The organism is Trinickia sp. (genome assembly GCF_051954495.1).
GTDB lineage: Bacteria > Pseudomonadota > Gammaproteobacteria > Burkholderiales > Burkholderiaceae > Trinickia.
Genome location: NZ_JBQCHR010000090.1, coordinates 62,853 through 84,396, shown reverse-complemented (window position 1 = coordinate 84,396; position 21,544 = coordinate 62,853). Strand labels below are relative to the sequence as shown.

Sequence of the window (21,544 nt, the reverse complement as noted above, 5' to 3'; positions counted from 1 at the left end):
AGCACGTCGGGGTCATTGAGCAATGCCGGCGTAGTGGAGTCAGGCACTGACTTGGCGATAAACGCCGCGAAGTCGATCGACCTTGGTGCGAACACGACGTCGGCGCTGGGCAATATGTCAGCGAGCGCTGGACAGGACATCGTTGCCAACGGGACCGTCGTTGCGCAGGGCACCGGGACGTTGACTGCAAGCGGGACGATTTCCGGTGCGGCGGCCTTGGCGTTCGGGCTGGATGCGAGCGTGACCTCTCTCGGCGATACCGATCTCACGGGATCGCTTCGGGGCGCAACGATCCGGACGAGCGCGGGCGGCAGCAGCACGTTGCACGACGTGCAGGCCGGCTCGACGATCGCATTGGTCGCTGCGGGCAATCTCAATCTGACGGGGGCGCTTGCAGGCGGCGCGACGACAGCGCTGACGGCCGGTAACGACCTGAACGTAAGCGGTTCGCTGCAGTCGTCCAGCGATGCGACGCTTACCGCTATTGGCGGCACGATCGGCTTGACTGGGTCGCTGAACAGCAATGGCAACTTGTCGGCGCTGGCAGGAGGCGATGTCAATTTTGGTGGCGCAACGACGGTCGCGCTCGACACCACGTTGCAAGGCGGGCGCGATGTCAACGTGACGGGGTCGTTGAACGGGCTCGGTAATGGCACGATCGTCTCGGGCCGGAACATCGGTGGGGCGGGAACGGTTGGCTTCGGCCAGGCTGCGACGCTCAACGCAGGCGCGGATATCGTGCAGGGCGGGCTGATTCAAGGTCAGACCGTCGTCGCTAGCGCCGCCGGAAACGCGACGGTCAACAACGTCGAATCGGCTTCGAACGTCAGCCTGAGCGCGGGTACCTCGATCATCGGCAATTTGACGGTGAACGGTGTGGTCGGTGCGGCCGGCTCGGTGACGGCCACGGCAACGGGCGGAATGAGCGTCGGCAGCGCGGGTAAGGTTGCAGCCGGGACAACGGCCGCTTTGGGAGCGTGGGGCGACATTGGCGTGGCCGGGGCGATCGAATCGAACGGCAACATGTCGATCACGTCGCAGTTCGGCAGCGTTAATGCGACCGGCGGGGTTAATAGCGGGGGAACGCTCGGGGTCGCGGCAGGGCTTGATATCGTGCTTGGGACGAGTACGAGCGCAATTGGAGACGCGACGCTGAACGCCGGACGTGACGCGCTGCTCAACGGCACGTTCGTCGGCCAAGGAAACGGATATGTCACCGCGGGGCGCGACATCGCTGGGCCAGGCACTCAGGCCTTCGCAGGCGCAGCTATTCTGGCCGCGCAGCGAGACGTGTCGCTTTCTGGTTCATTGCAGGGTAACAGCATCGCGGTGACGGGCGGAGATAACGCCGCGCTGAACAACGCCGTCTCGTCCACAACATTGACGCTGACCGCGAACGGGGTGCTTGGCAACGGCGATGCCTCGATTACCGGGACGACTAGCGCCACGGGTGCGGTCTCGCTCAACGGGGCTCGCGACGTTGTCGTGACTGGCGCGGTGGGGAGTAACGCGTCGTTGACCATGACCGCGCAACGCAACGTTGCAATGAGCGGGAGCGCAACAACGGTTGGCGACGTCACGGTGACGGCGGTCAATGGAAGCACGACGCTGTCCGGTACGACGACTTCGTCGGGCACGCTAAACGCATCGAGCGGACTTGATACGGAACTCGGCGGAGGCGTTGCCGTCGCGGGAAACATAACGGCGCAGGCGGGTCGTGACGTTCGATTGACGGGAGCGTTGGCAGGCCAGAGCGCGGGTTCGTTGACGGCGGGTCGTGACATAACGGGCGCTGGATCGGCGGCGTTCGCGCAAGCTGCCGTCCTGCAGACAGGGCATGACATCGCGCTGACTGGGTCGCTGCAGGGCGCCGGCGTCACTGCGACCGCCTCGAACAACGCGGGCTTCGGCAGCGTTCAAGCCGTGACCGGAAACCTGGCCGTGACGGCAGCTGGAAGCGGGGGCGCGGGAGACATCAGTTTCGGAAGCGCGGCGACCGCGTTCGGTACGGTTTCCTTGCAGGCCGCTCGTGATGTAAATGCAGCGGGGGCCGTCGCGTCTGGCGGAACGACGGACATTAACGCGGTGCGCAACATTTCGATCGGCACGGCAAACGCGACCGGCGACCTTACGATCAACGCTGGGGGAGATCTTGCGGTTGCGGGCGTCGCGATGACGAACGGCAACTTGAAGGCGACCGCAGGCAACGCGCTCTCCCTTGGAGCGGCCCTCGCGAGCGGAACGTTGGCCTTGAACGCGCTCGGAGCGAATGGAGCGGGCGACGTGAACGTCGCTACGCTGATGGGATCGGGCGGGGCGACGAACGTCTCGGCCGCGAGAGATGTGTCTGTAGGCGGCGATATATCGACGGGCGACAAGCTGACGTTGGCGGCGGGCCGCAACGTGTCGGTCACCGGCGCCATCGATGCGGGCGGCGATGCGAGCTTGACCGGAACGACAGGCAATATCGCCGTTTCGGGTACCACGTCCAGTGTCGGAACCTTGAATGTGAACGCCGGCGGTACGCTCGCGCTTGGGGGCGGCTTAGTGAACGGCAATACGACATTGACTTCGGGCGGCGCCACGACTTTGACCGGAGCGCTTTATGGGCTGGGTACCGCGAACATCAATGCAGCGGGTGCAATTGCCGGAGGAGCAAGCCTGACGTTCGGGAGCGATATCACGCTCAATGCGGGCGCGGGTATCGCCTTGGGTGCGATCGACGGCGCCGGAAAGCTACTCGCAACCGCCGGCGCGGATATGGTATTCGGCGCGACGACGGCGGTAGGAAGCATCAATGCGACATCGCACGGCGGAAGTGTGTCATTTGCCGGTGCGGTGCAAGGTGGTGGCGACGTTCAAATTCAAGCCGCGACGAACGCCACGGTATACGGTGGCATTTCGTCGATGGGGGCCGTGGGCGTCGCGGGCGGTAGCGGCACCGTGTCGGTCGCTGGCGTGTCGAGCAACGGCGATGCGACGCTGACTGCCGGCCAGACGTTGACTCTGAGCGGAACGAGCGTGGTAGCCGGGCAACTCGCGCTTTCAGGGGGCAATGTCAAGGTAAGCGGTTCGGCCAGCGGCTCGAAGGATGTCGCAATCTCCGCCGGCGGCGCTGTCGACGCGAGCCAAGCAACGCTCGTTGCGACGAAAAACCTGCAAGTCAGCGGCGCGAATGTGACGATGGGTAATGCAATCGTCGGCGGCGCGTTGAACGTGCAAGCGTCGAATCAATTGTCGCTTGTGGGAAGCGCGATTGATGTCGTTGGCCAGGCGACGCTCGCTTCGCAGAATGCATTCTCGAACGCGAGCGCCGTCCTTGCCGGCGGTAGTCTCTCCGTGTCCGCGGTGAATCTGACCAATGCCGCAAATGCGTCATTCGCGTCGACAAGCGCCACGACGATTCACGCGACCAACTTCACCAATGCCGGGCTGGTAAATGGCGCGACAACGACCGTCAACGTCGCGGGCGCATTGACGAATGTCGGTGGCTCGTTGCTGGGCCTCTCGGCGCTGACGATCAATGCTGGAACGCTGAACAATCAGAACGGCATTATTTTTGCCGGCGACCCGAGCACGCCGGATGGTCCGACGACGGGCGACCTGTCGCTAACGATAAACGGCGGCGGAAGCGCATTCAACAATGCGGGCGGGCAACTTCTCGCCCAGCGAAATCTTATGTTGAGTGCGGTCAATGCGGGGCTCGATCCGTCCCAAGGGACCGTGAGTCAGGGGGGGCAACTGTCGATCACGGCTCAGACGATCGATATCGCGGGCACATGGAGTTATGGCGGACAAAGCGTATTCATCGATGGACTCAGTGGTATCACGAACAGCGGGACAATGACGGGCACGGCGCCGCTGACTATCTCGACAGGGGGGACGTTTACCAACATCGGGCAAGTCACGGGTAATGACGTCACCTTTAATGGAACGCTTTACAACGCGGCGAATGCTGTTCTTCACGCAGGTGACGTTCTTGCGGTCAATGGCAACGCGACGAACCGTGGCACCGTGGAAGCCGGAGCGACGCTAAACGTAACGGGTGGAAATTACGACAACCAGTTGGGGACCACCCAGTCCGTGGGCGACGCGAATTTCAATCTAGGCGGTACGCTGCTCAACACGGGCGGTTCGATCTTCGCGGGACATAACGTTGCGATTACTGCCGGCGCTGTGGTGAACGACCAGACCGCGCCGAGCGGTTCAACCACGACAACTACCGCAGTGACCAATCCGAACGTGCTTTGGTCGGGTGCGGTTGGTCAGGTTGCAATCAATTATCAGGTCTACACGGGCGGAGACGCCGGCGAATTGCTTGCCGAATCAGATGCGCTTCCGGCTACCTTGGGGGGCTTGCTGTCGCCGACTGGATCGCAAACCGCGGTCACCGTCTCGCCTTTCCAAGGTGCTTGCGACGAAGACTGTGGATTGGACGCGGGCCAGCCGGTTGCCGGATCGGGCGTCGTCCATTTCAACGAATATCAGGTGACGGTGGGCCCGGATGGGCAAACGCGCAACCTTTGGTATGTGGGGGCTTCATCGGATCCGCGGGCACTGGCCACGGCGACTTTTACGCTGCCGACGATTTACGAAACCGCGACGATCCAGCAGCCCGGGAAGTCAGGCGTCATTTCGGCTGGTAATGCGATCTCGCTTACCGCGAACTCTTTGTCGAACAAGGGCGGACAAATTGCGGCGCAGGGTAACGTTTCACTAAACATCCAGTCTTTGGATAACGGCGCGGTTGCTCCAACCACTACGAGTCAGTCCACCTTCTTCGCGGATCAGGGTCAGTACTCGTCGTTTCTATCGCAACTGCAGGCGCTTGGCACGATCGCGGTGGCCGGTACCGGCAATCCGACGGGTGTCTTCGGCTGCGACTCGCAACAGTATTGCTTCGTCGGCAATGTGCTTCAGCCGACGCAGTTCGTCATTCAGCCGTCGTCGCCTGCGCCTACGGCGACAGGCAGCTTGACCTATACGACGCCTACCGGAATGGTGGCCGCGGGCAATACCCTTTCGATTAGTGGCGGCAATCTCACCAACGCCGGCTTGCTCTATGCCGGCAATGACGTTCTCGTATATGCACAGAATCTGCAAAACGTAGGCGGCAACCAGCAAAACTTTTCGACCCAAGTGGGCTGTGCAGCCGGTGTGCCGAACGACGCATGCGGAACAGGCGGATTCACCCGCGGCAGCAATCCCACGACGACGACATTCGGCTACAGCCAGACCGACGCAACCATATATGCCGGTCACGATTTGGTCATTGCGGCGGGCCAGATCAACAATACCGACGGCAACTTGCTCGCCGGGCACGACATCGTGATTGGCGGCGTTGGGTCAACCGCAACTTCGACCACGCCCGCGCAAAACCTGAACAATACGTCGGGCAACATCGTGGCGGGCAACAACATCACGTTGAACGTTTCCGGCGCGATAACGAACAACCTGCCGCCGCCTGTTACGGTGCACGAGAACTACGGGTCCAAGGAACAGTACTCCGGCTGCATGACGGCCGGTGGCTACAAAGAGAGCTACTGCGAAGGATATGTCGATCAGCAGTCGGGCAGCTCGTCGGTGATCAGTGCGGGAAACAATCTGCAAATCAACGCGGGCAGCTTGACCAACATCGGCAGTCTGATCGCCGCGGGTAACAATGCGACGATCAATGTCGCGGGCCCCGTGGTCAACGAGGCGCAGACGCTGAATGCTTATTGGCACTCGCACTGGGTGCAGGAAACCGGCATGTTCAGCAGGGACAAGCGCCACGATATTTGGGCGTGCGGATCAGCCGCCGAGTGCACGGCCTTGTATGGCAGTGCCTATACGAACACGGGTGGCCCGATCGACCCGCCGCAGCCGGTGGGCAACATTGCCGCGACGATTCAGGCGCCGAATTTGTCGATTTCATCGAACGGCCAGATTCAGAACGTCGGGAACGTGCTCGGAACGTACGTCTCGTTGACGGGGCAACGCCTCATCAACGGCATCACCACGGCCAATACGTATACGCCGACCGTGAAGAAGCCGTCACAGGTGATTTCGTTGAGCCCGGTGGACCTTCCGGGGTTGAACTTGTCGATGCCGCGTGCGGTGGGAACAGGTTCATTGCCGGTGGCGGTTGCGGGCAGGGCCTCGTACGTCGACACCTCGATCGGCAACTCGGCGATGGCCTTGGTGAGCCCGCAAGATTTGCTGGGCAATTTGCCCGCGAATTTGCAGCCGAGTTCGACGCTGTTCTACTACAACCCGCAGGAAGAAGACCTGCTGTTGCAACAGGCGGCGCTGCAGCAAACTGGGAAGGCGAGCTTTGTCGACGGCTTGGCATACGACAGCAAGAACAATGTCTCCGTCACGGATCAGGAGAAGGCGTACCTGTATCAGAACGCCATCGACTATGCCAAGACACATGATCTCCAGCTTGGCGAGGCACTGACGCAGCAGCAAATCAATGATCTGGACAAGCCGATGCTCTGGTATGTCGAGCAGACGGTGCCCGATCCGAGTTGTAAAGCGGCCGGTGCGGCGACATGTCCGACGATCACCGCGCTGATGCCGCAGGTCTATCTACCGACCGACACAAGTGCCATGTCGGCGGGCGGGAATATCGAAGGCCAGAACGTCACGCTGAATTTTGACAAGGACGGCAACGGCAGCGTACTGAACACGGGCAGCATCACGGCAACGGACACGTTGACCGTGAATACGAACACGCTCACGAACCAGGCGAATCAGGTCGACATCGGCCAGGTTTGGTCGAAGGTCAAGGGCGGCTACGTCGATACCACGGGCACCGTGGTACAGCCGGGCGGCTTCATGAGCGCGGCCAATATGGATCTCAACGTGCAGACGTTGAATCAGGTTGGCGGTGCGCTTCAGAAATTGAGCGCCGACGGCACCATCGATCAGAACGGCACGCAGCAAATGTTGTCCGCGCTTCAGCAGCAGTTGGGGGGCGATTTTACGCAGACGACGCTGAGCGACCATCTTCATACGGACTTCGTAAAGGAGGGTGGCGGGCTGCCGATGTTCGTGGTGGCGGCTTTGGCGATCGCGGCATCGATCATTACGGCGGGTGCGGCGGCGGCTGCGTTCGGCGTCGTGATGACGCAGCTCTCGGTCGGGTCGGTGCTGATCGGGGCGCTGGGTGGCATGGTTGGCAGTGCGGTGAGCCAGATCGCCTCGGGCCAGGGGCTCGATTTCGGCCAGCTATTAGAAGCGGGAGCGATCGGGGCATTGAGCGCTGGCGCGATGTCGGCCCTGCATGTTGCCGATTTGTCGAGCTTGAAGACGCTCGGCAATGAAATGGCGAATTTCTCAGTGAACGTGGGTGATCTGGGTAAGGCGCTCGAAACCATCGGTGAAAGAGGACTCGTTACCGCAACCGTGGACACGGCGATTGAGGGCGGAAGCTTCGGTCATGCCCTTGAGAACAGTGTAATTGCTGACTTCGGCGCGGTTGGCGCCGGAGCGATTGGCGTCGCGTCGACCGATAAGGGCTCAATACTCGCTGAAGGGAGTCCGGGGTATGTGTTGGCGCACGCGGGGCTCGGATGCGCGTTGTCAGCTGCAGAGGGCAGTGGATGCGTCGGAGGGGCCATTGGCGGGGCGGCTGGGGCGTTCCTGAACACGACCCTCGATGCGAATGGAAACATTCCGGCGCCGCTCGATGTTGCGATGACCACGATGGTGGGCGGGCTGCTTGCCGGAGTCGCGGGCGCCAACGCGCAGGGCGCGGCCACGGCGGCTGAAAACGAGACACTGAATAACTGGCTGAGTCATGTGCGACCGAAGCCCATGTCGCTTTCGCAGGCGGAGCAGTACCAGCAGGCGGTGGCCACCGGGGACACGAGCACCCAGGACAAGTTGGCTGCGTTGTCGCTCCAGAATGACCAGAATCTGGCCCAGGCATGTGCAGGGGGGCCGAGTGCTGGATGCCAAGCGCAGATTCAGGCGGCACAAGCGGGCGGGAATCTGGTTTACACGACCTCCCTTGGCAATGGGCTGAATTACACGTACGCGAATCCGTTGTCGTATACGACTGGGCCGGAAAACTTTCCATTCTCGTATGCGAGCGGACCCCAGATTACGGCTCTGCCGGCCGGACCGTCGATCGGTGCGGCAACGCTGGACACGATGCTAGGCAGTCCGTTGGCGGGGGCGTTTGGAGGGCTGGTGTATGCGACGGGCGGATCGAATGCAAACGCTTACCCGGTAACGCAAGTGGGTGCCGCGACGGACGGCATCATGGCGGGGCTTGCGGGGTTCAAGATGCCGGAGGCGCCCACGCTTATTGGCGCAGATGGCGTGCCGAGTAGTCTTAGTGGTCTAGCGAACCCAGGTTCGATTCGCTTTACGCAAGACAGCATCAGCTCAACGTTTAGGGATGGGACATCGCTACAAGACACCATTAACGCGTTGCAGTCCGGTGCGACGCCACCATCTGCCTTGCCGCCGATACGCGTATTTGAGCAAGATGGGCTTCTCTACACGCTCGACAACCGTCGACTATTTGCGGCGTACCAAGCCGGAACACAAGTGAACATTACGCCTGCAACGTCTCAGGAAGTGTTGGATCAATGGTGGAAGCTCACAACCCCCAATGAAGGGTGCATTATTTGCGTCAAAGGCGCGCCCAAACAGTAGGAGGAATATATGAAATTGACGGATCAGGTGAGGAACATCGCATCGAAAGAAGACTTGGCGGATTTCGTTGGAGCGCTATTGCAAGACCTAGAGCAGAATCGGGGCGAATGGGAAAACCCAACCCTTGATCGGTTTCTTCTCGCCATGGAAAGTTGGATAAGAGCGATGGACAACTTTTACCGGAACACTGGTCAAGACATCCCAGTCACGCCGAGTTGGCGCACGTTGGGCGACATTCTTTACGCCGCAAAGATGTACGAATAAGCCGCTATCGCAGATGTGAGCCCGGTCTTGGCCGAGCTCACCGCTTACAAAGTCACTTACGCATGCGTGATGACGAGCTTGCCGAGTTGGACTTCGATCTTGAGTCGTTGGTAAGGCATGAAGCCGGCTTGCTCGAGCCATCGGCCGGAGAGCTTGAACCAAGGCACGAGAGGCGGTGCGGGCCTTCGGCGAGGCGAGTAGGGTCGCCAGCGGGGCGATTGCTGAATCGTGACGCTGCGCGAGGGGTGAGCGTCGTCAAATGCTTTAAGATTGGCGTCAGCCATATCGACTCCGGTGCGAGTTGATGGTGGTCAGCGGGTCGTATGGGTTGCAGCCCATGCGGCCCGCGCTGCGTTTACGGCGATGGAAGGGGTAGCTGTTCTCCTGTTAGCGGTGCTGTTAAGTCTTTGATTGTATTTAAAATCAGTAGTCCTAACCATTGGTCGATTGGCATAGGACACTCAGTAATGTCCAGCGTCCCTGCGGTCCGAAATCGTACGAGGGCCGGGGGTAAATCGCGTGCCGGCTTCGCCGTCCCACGATTAAACATAACGCGCGGATATTATCGGCGGCCGAAGGGCTGCCCAGTGGTTCACGAACGGTTGCCACGGGCAGCCCTTCGGCCGCCGATAATATGCGTTATGTCTGGCGCCCCCGGCCCGAGTTACGCGCGCTGTGCGCGCATGAGTATTCCAGGGCCGCAGGTGCGGCCTATGATGAGGAGTACGAAACAATCATAGCCAGGCGCTGGCGCGCAAGGATAATGAGCCCCGCCCTCCCGGCTGTCTGCTGCGCGCGGGCTACGGCCGCTGAGCGGCCTACGCTGCGTGCTCGCAGCCTGCCTCCCGTCCGCCCCCAAGGGGCTCCCTATTTAGCCGTTGCTGCGCAACGGAAATCAACACCACGAAATCCCGCGGTTCGGCATGCGGTGCAAGCCGCCGAGTCGTCTTGCACCGCAGAGCCCGAGCGTGGCGAACCGATCGCCGTCAAGGCCAAGCCCTGCGGGCGCGCGATGCGCGGCCTTGACGGGGTTGATGCCGGACGTTCTGCGTAGGTGGGTGGGACTCACGCTGCTGGCCTGCCGAGTGTAACGCCGTGCTCGGCGCATCAAGGGTCCGCTTCGCCGGGCTGCGCCCGCCCTTGACGCGCCTGCGCGCGGCGTTTGCTGGGTGAGGCCAACAGCGCGAGTGTCGCGCCGGGCGAACAGGAGTTGCGAGATGGAAATCACGCTGAAGGTGGACAAGGTGTTCAACGAGATGTGCGAGAACGCGGGCACGCGGCCGGAGGTGGTGCTCAAGTGCTTCATGTGGGACGTGATGATTGCCGGCGAGGGTCAGCGCCCGGAAGCGGGGCGTAGCGTGATGGAGCAGTTGCGGGAATATGCCTGGGGCTACTTCATGCGGCTGAACTTCCCTGAGCGGTACAAGCCGTAAGCGGCAAGAGAGCCGGGCCGAGGTGTGCCTAGGCCCGGTTCCGCCCGGTTTGCCGTCGGCCTGCGGCCGCCGTCAAACCGGGCGGGAGAGGAAGGGGTTTAAGAGAAGAATAAAAGCGCCCCCAACCCCAAGCGTGAGCGGGGGTGATGAGTGAGCCGAGGGGGAAGCGGTTTAGCGCTGCGCTTGAGCGAGCACCGAGTCGAGCACCTGAGCGACGAATTGCTGCTTGGCCTTGGGCAGTTGCGCGATGGACTCGATCTGCTTCTGCCACTTGGGCGCGGGGCCGCGTTTGCGCGGTGAGCTGTCGGACGCGCCGAACAGGTCTTCGAGCGAAACGGACAAGGCACGAGCGACAACCGGCAACGCCGAGACCTGAATGCGTCGGCGTCCAACTTCGTAGGACTGATAGGTCTGCTGCGAGACGCCGAGCGTTGCGGCCATTTGCACTTGGGTGATGCCGCGCGCCTTGCGGAACTGAGTCATGCGTTCGCCCAGGGCGACAAAAAAGGCGCGGTCGTTGTCGGTGATCGGTAGGGCTGGCATGGCTTGAGGTGGTGCTTCGAGCATGTGGACAGCCATCAAGATACCCCCGGTTTTACATGATGAGGTTGAGTATACTTCATGATGAAGTATACTGCGGTCGAGTTATTTTTATGAAAACCCCCTTGACAGGTTTTTAGCGGAGGTCGGAAAAACGATGCCGATGGCGATCGCGAAGGAAGAGCTCGAGCGGCTCAAGAGCGAGGTGTCGCTCAAGCGCCTGATCGAAGGCCAGGGGCACGACTTGGCGCGCCGGGGCAAGGATTGGGTGATGCGCTGCCCGTTCCATGACGACGTGTCGCCGAGCCTGGTGGTGACGGAATCGAAGAACCTGTACCACTGCTTCGGGTGTGGCGCGGCCGGCTCGGTGCTCGATTGGGTGATGAAGACGCAAGGGGTGTCGTTGCCGCACGCGGTGCAGTTGCTCAAGCAAGATGCGCCGCTTGATGGCATGCGGGTGGGTTTGGTGAAGACGCAGGCGCAGCCGCTGCCGTCGGTGGTCGAGCCGCAGGCCGACGATCAGGTGCTGCTTGCGCGGGTGGTGGGCTACTACCATGCGACGCTCAAGGAGAGCCCGCAAGGCCAGGCGTATCTGACGGAGCGAGGCTTGATGCATCCGGAGTTGATCGATCGATTCAAGCTCGGGCATGCGAATTCGACACTGGCCTACCAGCTCCCGAAAAAATACACCGTTGCGGGCAAGGCGGTGCGCGAGCAGTTGCAGCGAGTGGGAGTGACGCGTTCGACGGGCTTCGAGCACTTGGGCGGATGCATCGTCGTGCCGATCATCGGCGAGGACGAAGACGACCGCGGCCGAGTGTGGCAACTGTACGGGCGGCGCACGGCGGACGCGAAGCTGGGACGCAACGATGTGAGGCACTTGTACCTTGGGGCGCCGCTGCGCGGGGTGTGGAATGCCTCGGCGCTCGTGGCGCACAAGGAAGTCATCGTGTGCGAGGCGCTGATCGACGCGATGACGTTCTGGTGTGCGGGCTATCGCAACGTGATCGCGGCGTATGGCGTCAATGGGTTCACCGAGGATCATTGGGCCGCGCTTAAGCGCCACGGCACGCGTCGGGTGCTGATCGCGTATGACCGAGACGACGCCGGCAACGCCGCGGCTGAGAAGCTTGCGACGCAGTTGCTTGAGGCGGATGTCGAGTGCTTCCGTGTGCTGTTCCCGAAGGGGATGGATGCGAACGATTACGCCCGCAAGGTGCTGCCTGCGCCCAAGAGCCTAGGCGTGTTGCTGCAGCAATCCGAATGGTTGGGCAAGGGGAAGCGGCCGGGCGTGGCCATGCAGGTGCCTCACACGCCTGAGTTGGCGACTAAAGAAGAAGTGGTGTTGAGCGTGCCGATGCTGTCGGCATCGCCGGCGCTGGCCACGCCCGAGGTTGAGCCGACGCCGGAACCGAGCCCGACCGTTCCTTCTTTAGCCGCTACAACCGAGCCTGATGAACCTCTATCGCCCGTGCCGGCGACGACGCTGGCGCAGCCGATCGATGAGCCGACGGCAACCGAGGGCGCCGCCGGCGAGTTGCTGCTGAGCTTCGGCGATCGGCATTGGCGTGTGCGCGGTTGGCAAAAGAACCTCGGCCCGGACCAGATGCGCGTGAATGTGCAGGTGAGAAGCGAGGCGGGGTATCACGTCGATACGCTGGACGTGTATAGCGCGAAGCAGCGGGCCGCGTTCATCAAGATGGCCGCTGCCGAGCTCGGCACGCAAGACGATACGGTCAAGCGCGATCTCGGGCGGGTGCTGCTGAAACTCGAGACGTTGCAAGACGAAGCGATCACGGCCGCGCTCGCACCGAAGGATGCGGCACCGCCGATCGACGAGGCGCAGCAGCGGGCAGCGCTGGAGCTACTGAAAGCGCCGAACTTGGTCGAGCGCATCGTCGAGGACATGGAGCGTTGCGGGATCGTGGGCGAGTCGACGAACCTGCTGGCCGGCTACCTTGCGGCCGTGTCGCGCAAACTCGATGCGCCGCTGGCGATCCTGATTCAGTCGACGAGCGCGGCCGGTAAAAGCTCGCTGATGGATGCGGTGCTGAACCTGATGCCCGACGAAGAGCGGATCCAGTACAGCGCGATGACCGGGCAGAGCCTGTTCTACCTGGGCGAGACGGACTTGCAGCACAAGATCCTGGCGATCGCCGAGGAAGAGGGCGTGCGGCAGGCCGCATACGCCTTGAAGCTCTTACAAAGCGACGGCGAGCTCACGATTGCCTCGACGGGCAAGGACGAGACGACGGGGAACCTGGTGACCAAGCAATATCGCGTCAAAGGGCCGGTGATGTTGATGCTGACGACGACGGCGATCGATGTCGACGAGGAGTTATTGAATCGGTGCTTGGTGCTGACGATCAACGAGACGCGCGAGCAGACGCGAGCGATCCACGCGCGCCAGCGTGCGGCGCAGACGCTCGAGGGGTTGCTGGCCGAGGCGGATCGGGAAGCGATCACGACATTGCACTGCAACGCGCAGCGGCTGTTAAAGCCGATACACGTGATCAATCCGTACGCGCATCGGTTGACGTTCCTCGATGACAAGACGAGAACGCGGCGCGATCACGTGAAATATCTGACGCTGATCCGCTCGATCGCGCTGCTGCACCAGCATCAACGCGAGGTGAAGCGCGTGGAGCATCGAGGCCAGAGCATCGAATACATCGAGGTGACGCGCGAGGATATCGCGCTGGCGAATCGTATCGCACATGACGTTCTGGGCCGCACGCTCGATGAGCTGCCGCCGCAGACGCGGCGGTTGCTGACGTTGTTGGTGGATTGGGTCAAACAGGAATGCGAGGCTCGCGACGAGACGCGAGAAGCGCTTCGCTTTACACGGCGCGAGGTTCGCACGGCGACGCGCTGGGGCGATACGCAACTGAAAATCCATCTGTCGCGCTTGGTCGAGCTCGAGTATGTGCTTGCCCACCGCGGTCGCAATGGCTTGTTCGAATACGAGTTGCTGTACAGCGCTGAGGACGATGGCAAGCCGCACCTGTGCGGGCTGATCGACCCGACTGCCCTTGCAGGTGACGGCACGCGGTCGGGGGTAAGCGATGAGCGGTCGGGGTCTGGTCGGGCCGTGGTCGGCGAGCGGTCGGATGCGGCTGAGAGGTCGCAAAGCCATACCGAACAAGGCGAAGCGGTCGATGCGGTCGGGCTAGCGAAAGATGCAGTTAACCATGACGACGGCCTCCTCTCTTTAGCCGCCGTTGTTGAGCCGTCCTGACGATGCCGAACCTTGGACGGCGAGAACCGTACCCGCCGATTGGGCCGGCGCATGATCCACTGAGCTTGTATCGGCAGATGATGGACTTCCTGATGTGGCTCGAGGAGCGCAACACGTCGCGGCATACGCTCAAGCATTGGGAGCTGTATCTGCGGTACTTCGTGAGCTGGTGTGACGAGCGAGGCTTGACGCGGCCGGCAGAGATTACGCGGCCGATCCTCGAGCGCTATCAGCGGCACCTGTTCCTGAAGCGCAAGAAGAACGGTGCGCCGCTGTCGGCGACGACGCGGGCTTCGCGCGTGACGCCGATCCGAAAGTGGTTCCGGTGGCTTACGCGTAACAACCGGGTCTTGTACAACCCGGCGGCCGACCTGGATCTGCCGAAGGTGGAAGAGCGCTTGCCCAAGCACGTGCTGACGATCGAAGAGGTCGAGCGGGTGCTGAATCTACCCGACACGGCGACGGCGCTGGGTGTGCGCGACAGGGCCATGCTGGAGACGCTGTACAGCACTGGGATCCGGCGCATGGAGATCATCGGGCTGCAGCAGCGCGACGTCGACTACGATCGCGGCACGCTGATGATTCGGCAGGGCAAGGGCAAGAAGATCGGATGATTCCGATCGGCGACCGCGCGCTGGCGTGGGTAGCCCGGTACCGCGACGAGGTGCGGCCGGAGCTGGCGATCGCGGGCGACGACGGCACGCTGTTCCTGACGGTAACGGGCCAGGCGTTCTCGGATAACCGGATGACGCAAATGGTGCGCAATCACGTGCGAGCGGCGGGCCTGGGCAACATCGGTAGTTGCCACCTGTTCCGGCATGCGATGGCGACGCAGATGCTGGAGAACGGGGCGGACGTTCGGTTCATCCAGGCGATGCTAGGGCACGCGGATATCAAGACGACACAGGTGTACACACGGGTGAGCATCCGGGCGCTGAAGGATATCCATTCGGCTACGCATCCGGCGCGGCTCACGCGTGCGACACTAAAACCAGATGAGCAGCCGGCGACGGTGGCCGACTTACTGGAAGCACTGGACGCCGAGGCGCAAGCCAAGGACGAAACGGAGGAATAGGTGAACTTACGGGAGTGGTTAAAATGGCGCCATGCGTGACTGAGCTTAGGGGCCAAGAAATGGGAACGAGCTACGAGAAGGACGTGGTGGCCTGGGCCAACGAACAGGCTGCGTTGTTGCGCGCGGGTCAGTTCTCGGCGCTGGACATCGAGCACATCGCGGAGGAGATCGAGGACGTGGGCAAGAGCGAACAGCGTGAGCTGGCGAGCCGCATGGCGGTGCTGTTGGCGCACTTGTTAAAGTGGCAATGCCAGCCGGAAAGGCGTGGTGCGAGTTGGCAGACGACACTGCGGATTCAGCGAACGGCGATCGGGCGACGGCTGGACAAGACCCCGAGTCTGAAGCCCATGCTTGACGATAGCGACTGGATTAGCGATATGTGGGGCGATGCCCGTCAACAGGCCGCTGCGGAGATGCAGATCGGCGTGGCGTTGCTGCCAGAGTCGTGCCCGTGGACGATGGCGCAGGTGTTGGACGAGGGGTTCCTGCCGGACTGAGCAGTGACCTGCCGTAGTTGATGAGCCAGCCTTGGAGCTGGCTTTTTTACGTCCGTGCTCGCGACGGTCGCTTCCTTCTTAGCCGCTCTTGGGCGGTTCTCTCTCCCTTCCCCTTCTATCCCTGCTGGGCCGATACAATCGGCGTGCGGCGCTTGCGCGCCATCGTTCTTTAACTTCCAGGCTGACGCCTCGGCAGGCTGCAAAACCGCGTCTGGGCAAAAAATCTCCCTGGCCGAACCGGATCTAGGCGATGACGGCCCGCAAAGCCAAGCTGCGTCTAGGTTTGCGGGCCGTTGCGGTGGGAGGACGCGTCGGGTGTTGGATATGGGGCCATTGGGGGAGCGGCTGGCGCGCTCATGAATACGACCCTCGATGCGAATGGAAACATTCCGGCGCCGCTTGATGTTGCGATGACCACACTTGCCGGTGGATTGCTTGCTGGAGCTGTGGGGGCAAATGCGCAGGGTGCCGCTACGGCGGCTGAAAACGAGACGCTGAACAATTGGTTGAGCCATGTTCGTCCCGGCCCGATGACGTTATCTGAGCAAGAACTGGCAGACAGTACGGGTGCGACGTGTTCAAGTACCGGAGATGCAACAGCATGCAGCACGTCCAAGTCGTTGCAAGCGTTGTCTCAGCAGCGCGATGCCGATTTGGCTAGCGCATGTGCGGGAGGCTTCGGTAGTCCGGGTTGCCGAGCGCAGGTTGCTGCTGCGCTGGCAGGCGGCAACAACGTACAACCTGTCAACGGCACGATGTACGCGTTCGACCCGAACGCGCCGGCGATCAAGGCATTGCCCGATAACTACCAGAGCATTTATGCGGGTTCGTTCGACGGGCACATCGCGCAGAGCACGTTAGACGGCCTACAAATGGCTCCGATTCCGCTGACGGGTGCGGGAGTGCTTGGCAAGATAGGTAGTTGGTTGGGCCTCGGAACGGCAGATGCCGCTCGGTTGGCGGAGCCGATGGCGACAGTGCTGGATGGAGCCGGTGGAGCCATCAACAATGGGCTAGCTGGTTCCGTAGCAAACGCGAACTTTGCTCAATCGTCTATAAACGCAGCCGGCACGTTCAGCGTCGAGGGGGCTGCGAAGTACACGCAACTTGCAGGGGTGCCTATAAATACAGTCGATGACTTGGCTGCTGCGATTAAGAATGGTTTGATTAACCCGAGCCAACTGCCTGTCGATTATGTGGTCACAGCGGATGGGGCTCAGTTAATATTGAACACTCGAACATCGGTGGCCTTGAGTCGCGCAGGGGTACCGCAGGCACAGTGGTATGGAGCAAATCGGACGGGGATCCAAGTGCCGGGGATGCCTGCCGGAACCACATTTAATGACCTAGCCGCAGGCCAATTGACGCGGAACAAGCTGCCGCCGATCGGGACCTCGAAGTTGCCATAAGGAGCGAGATGATGAAGATGGGGCGCGGAATAGAAACTCTTGATTTGTACGAGTGGCTTCCTGGGCACGGCGAGAACACGATGACAATGCGAACGGAGGGAGCCGATCTTATTGTTACCGTGGAGTACGACACAGAAGCAGGCGTCCGTAAGCGAGAGCTACGATTTGCGTCAGTTTGTTCCTTTTACACGCAGGCATTTCCCGGGCCGTCGATGTTGGGGCTGGATGGCGGTGAGGCCGCGTTGCTCTTGAGAGGGGCGCTAGTCGAGTACCCTGACTCGGACGCCGCTTTGGCTTGGAGGCAACATTTTCGAAACGCTAGAAATGTTCGACACTACAGTGTCGTGTTTTTGGCAGAGAACCGGCTAATAGTTGTGTTGGCAGATGGCGTTTCACTCAATGAGTGACTGATCGATCGTATCGATGAACTCCGGAGGCACGGCATTGGTGAGCCACACGTTGTTCTCTGATAAAAAGAATTTAAAGCCGTTTTGATGCATTCTCAGGGCACGGATTACAAGCACTACTGGTTTGCCGTGGCGTTTCCCAACTGCAGTAGCCGTCGTTAGGTCGAGCGAAAGATGTACGTGATGACGCAATCCAGCCTTTAACCCCTGTTCACGAATAGACGCTAGAAAGCGGGTGGCTGTGCCGTGATACAACAGATCAGGGGGTATCGCTTCAGGGTACGTACGTTGTACGGTTGACGTCGTGTGTCCCTGTACAGCACGAATTCGTTGAAAATCGTCGGAAAGGGCAAATCGCTTCTTTGGGCTCGTCTCTACGACGGCTCGGATCATCGATAGGTCGATTGCTCGCCCATCCCTACCAGCACCCGCAATCAGGGAATCGATATCTGCCCAACCGTCCTTATCGAGCTGTAGGCCAATGGTCTGCGGTTCATGGCGGAGCACGTAGCTCAGATATCTACTGAGTTCGTCGAGTTGCGTAGGGTCCATGGTCATCGCGTAGGGTGAATTATTAGACTTCGAGACCGGATCGAAGCCAAGGTGCTTGATTAAAATTTGATGACGGTGCAGCAGATCTGCGAACGTATTGTCGTCATGGCTTTTTGTTGAATTTCAAGATTGGCGCGTCGTAGGTAGGTGTTGAGAGCGTGCAACACCATCATTATGCCCGCCCGCTGGTCGCACTTGTCTCCCTTGGAAATTCAACACGGACTTCATTCGGCAACCCGCCGCAGGTGATCAGTCTCGCACCGGCAGCGGGCGGGTTGAACTTGTCGATTCCTGCCACGTTGGGCGGCGCTTCGCTGACGCACCTTCAGACGTCCGGTGGCGCGTCCTCGAGCAGCGGGTCGTCATCGTCGGGCATCAACTATGTGCTGAGCGGCACGGGAACGACGCTGGACGCGGTAACGCCGGAGCTGCTGCTCTCGAACCTGCCGTCGAACTTGCAGCCGAGCACGTCGCTGTTCTACTACAACCCGCAGGCGGAAGACGCGGTGCTGCAGACGGCGGCGCTCAAGCAAACGGGGCAGGCAAGCTTCGTCAGTGGGTTGTCGACCGATAGCCAACTGCAACTGTCGGTGACCGATCAAGAGAAGCTCGTGCTGTATGCGAACGCGACGGAGTACGCGAAGGCGAACGACATTCAGCTGGGGCAGGCGCTCACGCAGCAGCAAATCGGCGAGCTGACGCAGCCGATGCTGTGGTACGTGGAGCAGACGGTGCCGCAGCCGGGGTGCACGTCGACGGGGACGTACAGTTGTCCGACGGTGACGGCGTTGATGCCGCAGGTGTATTTGCCGGCCAATACGTCGGCGCTCTCGGCGGACGGGAACATCGTTGCGAGCGATAGCCTGGCGCTGAATTTTGGCAGTAAGGCGACGGGCGGCAGCATTCTGAACACGGGCACGATCACCTCGGGCGGATCGCTGACGGTGAACACGGGGACGCTGACGAACCAGCAGAACCAGGTGGACGTGGGTCAGATCTGGTCGAAGGTGAAGGGCGGGTACGAGGATACGACGGGCACGATGGTGCAGCCCGGCGGATTCATGAGCGCGGCGGCGGGTGAGATGACGCTGAACGTGTCGCAGCTCAATCAGATCGGCGGGTTGTTGGAGGAGGTGAACCCGGACGGATCGGCGAACAACGCGGCGACGCAGCAGTTGTTAGGGCAGGTGCTGCAGCAGTTGGGCGGGAATTTCACGCAGACGACGGTGAGTGACCACCTGCACACGGATTTCGTGGCGGAGGGTGGGTTTGGGGTGCAGCAGTTGGCTGCCATGGTTGCCGCCGTTGCGGCGTCGATTCTCACGGCCGGTGCGGCGGCAGCTGCGCTGGGGGCCACGCTGACTACGATGACGCTCGGCGAATCGATTATCGTCGGCGCGGTGAGTGCGATGGCGGGAAGTATCGCTAGCCAGGTGATTTCCGGTAATGGGATTGATTTTGGGGCTGTGCTGGAAGCCGGTGCGGTGGGGGCGCTAACGGCGGGTCTGACGAATGGCATTACGTACAACAGCACGACCGGGTCGTTCGGGCTGGGCAATTTGGATCAAGGGCTAAATAGCTTGCCGCAGGATACGAGCACGCTTGCCCAGTTGGCGGGGATCTCGAGCGTAGGTGGGGCGCTCGTGCCCCAAGCGGGGCAGGCGGCCGCGAACAGCCTGCCCGAGGAACTCGCGGCGATGGGCGCTACCGCGACGATCAGCGCGGGAGTGCAGACTGCAATCGAAGGGGGAAGCTTCCTCGACAATTTGAAGCAGGCTGCGGTTACCGATGCGGCTGCGGCGGGAGCCTTCGCGATTGGGAATGCAGACGTAAACGGATCGTTTGGTTCAGGGCTGACCGGTGAGCTTGGGTATGTAACGGCACACGGACTGCTCGGTTGCGTGGCCGGGGCGGCAGAGGGGACGGGGTGTGCTGGCGGGGCCATTGGCGGGGCGGCCTCGGCCGCACTGTCGCCGGATTTGCTGAAGGCGATCGATCCGACGGGCGCGGCGCTGAGTCCGGGACAACAGGCCGCTATGGAGGGGTTTGCGACGCTGGTCGGGGGTGGTCTCGCTGGGTTGGCTGGTGCAAACGCGCAGGGCGGGGCCAACGCGGCGTTGAACGAGGTAATGAACAACACCGATGACCATCCTGCGACTGCGGCGAAAAACGGCGGGGTTCTGGGCACGTTGGCGGGTGCGTTCTCGGATCTGGTGAATGCGAACAACGCCGCGAAGAGCTGGGTGCAGGGGCAGGTGGATCAGTTCATTGGCTTGTTGAATGCCAACAGCGGACAGACGCCGCCGTCGGATCCGAATCCGCTGGGTCAGGCCAACGACGGTAACAACCCGCCGAGTGGGACGGCCGGGGCAGTGGTGACGCCGCCCATTGCTGTTCCGTTGCCGAATGGCACGATTGCGACGACCCCGCCGTTGATCGCGCCGGGTACGCCGATCTTGTCGAGCGGTGACAACGGCAATGACACTGGAAGCGTCGCAACCGATCAAGCGACCTCGGGGAGTACCGGAAGCAGTTCGTTCTGGTCATCAACCGGGTCAAGTAGCGCGGTAGAGAATGCGTATGGTCACTGGGATAAGCATATGTCGGAGTTCCCCGAGTACCAAAATGCGGTTCAATATGTCCAAGGTGCGCAGGACTTTGTGTCAAGCCCACCCCCTGGGACCTTGATCAAGACGCGGCCAAATGGAGACACGTTGCTATACAACCCGTCGACGAATACGTTCGCGGTTAAGACCATCGACGGTGCGCCAAGAACGATGTTTAGGCCTCAGGGCGGAATGAGCTACTGGAATAAGCAATGATGCGAGAGAAAGAGGGGTGTCCACTGCACCCATGTCCCTGTTGCGGTCAGAGCACGCTTTGCGACCGCGGATCTTATGAAATCTGCAGGGTATGCGGGTGGGAAGACGACCCGATACAATCGGCCGATCCTGACTATGCGGGCGGTGCCAATTCGACGAGTTTGAATGAGGCGCGAGCTCGTTGGCGCCCGAAAGGCTCGAACTGATGCCCAGACGGGTATGCGTTGACACGAACCCGGCGCCGGCCGGGTTCACTGCCTATGCGACCACTTAGGCGGGCGTGATGACAAGCCGCTCGTGTTGCACTTCGATCTTGAGGCGCTGGCGAGGCATGAAGCCGGCTTGTTCAAGCCAACGGCCCGAGACTTTGAACCAGGGAAAGAGCGGCGGATCGGTGCGGTAGCCTCGGGGCTTCCATTGGCGATAGCGCCACGATTGCTGAATGGTGACATGCCGCTCGGGGTGAGCGGGAGGACGTGCGTTAATATCGGCGTTAGCCATATCGACTCCTGTACTGAGTTGATGGTGGTCAGCGGGTCGTATGGGTTGGCGCCCATGCGGCCCGCGCTGCGTTTACGGCGATGGAAGGGGTGGCCGTTCTCCTGTTAGTGGTGCTGTTAAGTCTTTGATTGTATTAAAAATCAGTATTCCTAAC

Annotated in this window: 12 protein-coding genes and 1 pseudogene; 9 read left to right on the top strand and 4 right to left on the bottom strand. The window is 61.3% G+C overall.

Going from position 1 to position 21,544, the window contains the following annotated elements; translation table 11 throughout:
- Both ACTHNR_RS13175 and ACTHNR_RS13170 read left to right on the top strand, forming a co-directional pair.
- On the top strand, positions 1 to 8,652 hold an 8,652-nt coding region (locus ACTHNR_RS13175; RefSeq protein ID WP_440548090.1), incomplete at its 5' end, for a beta strand repeat-containing protein.
- Positions 8,653 to 8,661: 9 nt separating this feature from the next.
- Positions 8,662 to 8,916, top strand: a complete 255-nt coding sequence (locus ACTHNR_RS13170) for a DUF7660 family protein (protein WP_440548089.1) — start codon at positions 8,662 to 8,664, stop codon at positions 8,914 to 8,916.
- 56 nt (positions 8,917 to 8,972) lie between these two features.
- Here ACTHNR_RS13170 and ACTHNR_RS13165 read toward each other — a convergent pair whose 3' ends face one another.
- Positions 8,973 to 9,200: a SymE family type I addiction module toxin gene (locus ACTHNR_RS13165; RefSeq protein WP_440537162.1), complete on the bottom strand. Its 228-nt coding sequence runs from the start codon at positions 9,198 to 9,200 to the stop codon at positions 8,973 to 8,975.
- 933 nt (positions 9,201 to 10,133) lie between these two features.
- Between ACTHNR_RS13165 and ACTHNR_RS13160 the strand changes: the two genes are divergently transcribed.
- Positions 10,134 to 10,349, top strand: a complete 216-nt coding sequence (locus tag ACTHNR_RS13160; RefSeq protein ID WP_440548088.1) for a hypothetical protein — start codon at positions 10,134 to 10,136, stop codon at positions 10,347 to 10,349.
- A gap of 171 nt (positions 10,350 to 10,520) precedes the next feature.
- On the opposite strand, the gene ACTHNR_RS13155 is transcribed toward ACTHNR_RS13160, so the two are convergent.
- Complete coding sequence (locus tag ACTHNR_RS13155; protein ID WP_440548087.1) at positions 10,521 to 10,916, bottom strand: helix-turn-helix domain-containing protein; 396 nt, start codon at positions 10,914 to 10,916, stop codon at positions 10,521 to 10,523.
- Positions 10,917 to 11,046: 130 nt separating this feature from the next.
- Between ACTHNR_RS13155 and ACTHNR_RS13150 the strand changes: the two genes are divergently transcribed.
- The 4 genes and pseudogenes from ACTHNR_RS13150 (at position 11,047) to ACTHNR_RS13135 (ending at position 17,108) form a co-directional block, all read left to right on the top strand.
- Positions 11,047 to 14,127 carry a CHC2 zinc finger domain-containing protein gene (locus ACTHNR_RS13150; RefSeq protein ID WP_440548086.1) on the top strand — a complete coding sequence of 1,027 codons (3,081 nt, stop codon included), beginning with the start codon at positions 11,047 to 11,049 and terminating at the stop codon, positions 14,125 to 14,127.
- 2 nt (positions 14,128 to 14,129) lie between these two features.
- Positions 14,130 to 15,202, top strand: a pseudogene (gene xerC / locus ACTHNR_RS13145) (site-specific tyrosine recombinase XerC).
- 59 nt (positions 15,203 to 15,261) lie between these two features.
- A complete protein-coding gene (locus ACTHNR_RS13140) occupies positions 15,262 to 15,699 on the top strand; it encodes a DUF29 domain-containing protein (RefSeq protein ID WP_440548085.1) in 438 nt (145 codons plus the stop codon).
- A 356-nt stretch (positions 15,700 to 16,055) separates the two neighbouring features.
- The gene (locus tag ACTHNR_RS13135) at positions 16,056 to 17,108 is read left to right on the top strand and encodes a DUF6862 domain-containing protein (protein WP_440548084.1); all 1,053 of its coding nucleotides are present in this window, start codon (positions 16,056 to 16,058) and stop codon (positions 17,106 to 17,108) included.
- 392 nt (positions 17,109 to 17,500) lie between these two features.
- Here the strand turns inward: ACTHNR_RS13135 and ACTHNR_RS13130 are convergent, their stop codons facing one another.
- Positions 17,501 to 18,073 carry an RNA 2'-phosphotransferase gene (locus tag ACTHNR_RS13130; RefSeq protein WP_440548083.1) on the bottom strand — a complete coding sequence of 191 codons (573 nt, stop codon included), beginning with the start codon at positions 18,071 to 18,073 and terminating at the stop codon, positions 17,501 to 17,503.
- A gap of 239 nt (positions 18,074 to 18,312) precedes the next feature.
- On the opposite strand from ACTHNR_RS13130, the gene ACTHNR_RS13125 reads away from it, so the two are divergent.
- Positions 18,313 to 20,889, top strand: a complete 2,577-nt coding sequence (locus ACTHNR_RS13125; RefSeq protein WP_440548082.1) for a DUF637 domain-containing protein — start codon at positions 18,313 to 18,315, stop codon at positions 20,887 to 20,889.
- Entirely contained in the window at positions 20,886 to 21,095 is a 210-nt protein-coding gene (locus ACTHNR_RS13120) for a CPCC family cysteine-rich protein (RefSeq protein WP_440548081.1), read from the top strand. Before ACTHNR_RS13125 ends, ACTHNR_RS13120 begins: the two co-directional genes overlap by 4 nt.
- Positions 21,096 to 21,159: 64 nt before the next feature.
- On the opposite strand, the gene ACTHNR_RS13115 is transcribed toward ACTHNR_RS13120, so the two are convergent.
- Positions 21,160 to 21,390: a SymE family type I addiction module toxin gene (locus ACTHNR_RS13115; RefSeq protein ID WP_440548080.1), complete on the bottom strand. Its 231-nt coding sequence runs from the start codon at positions 21,388 to 21,390 to the stop codon at positions 21,160 to 21,162.
- Between the last annotated feature and the right edge of the window lie 154 nt (positions 21,391 to 21,544).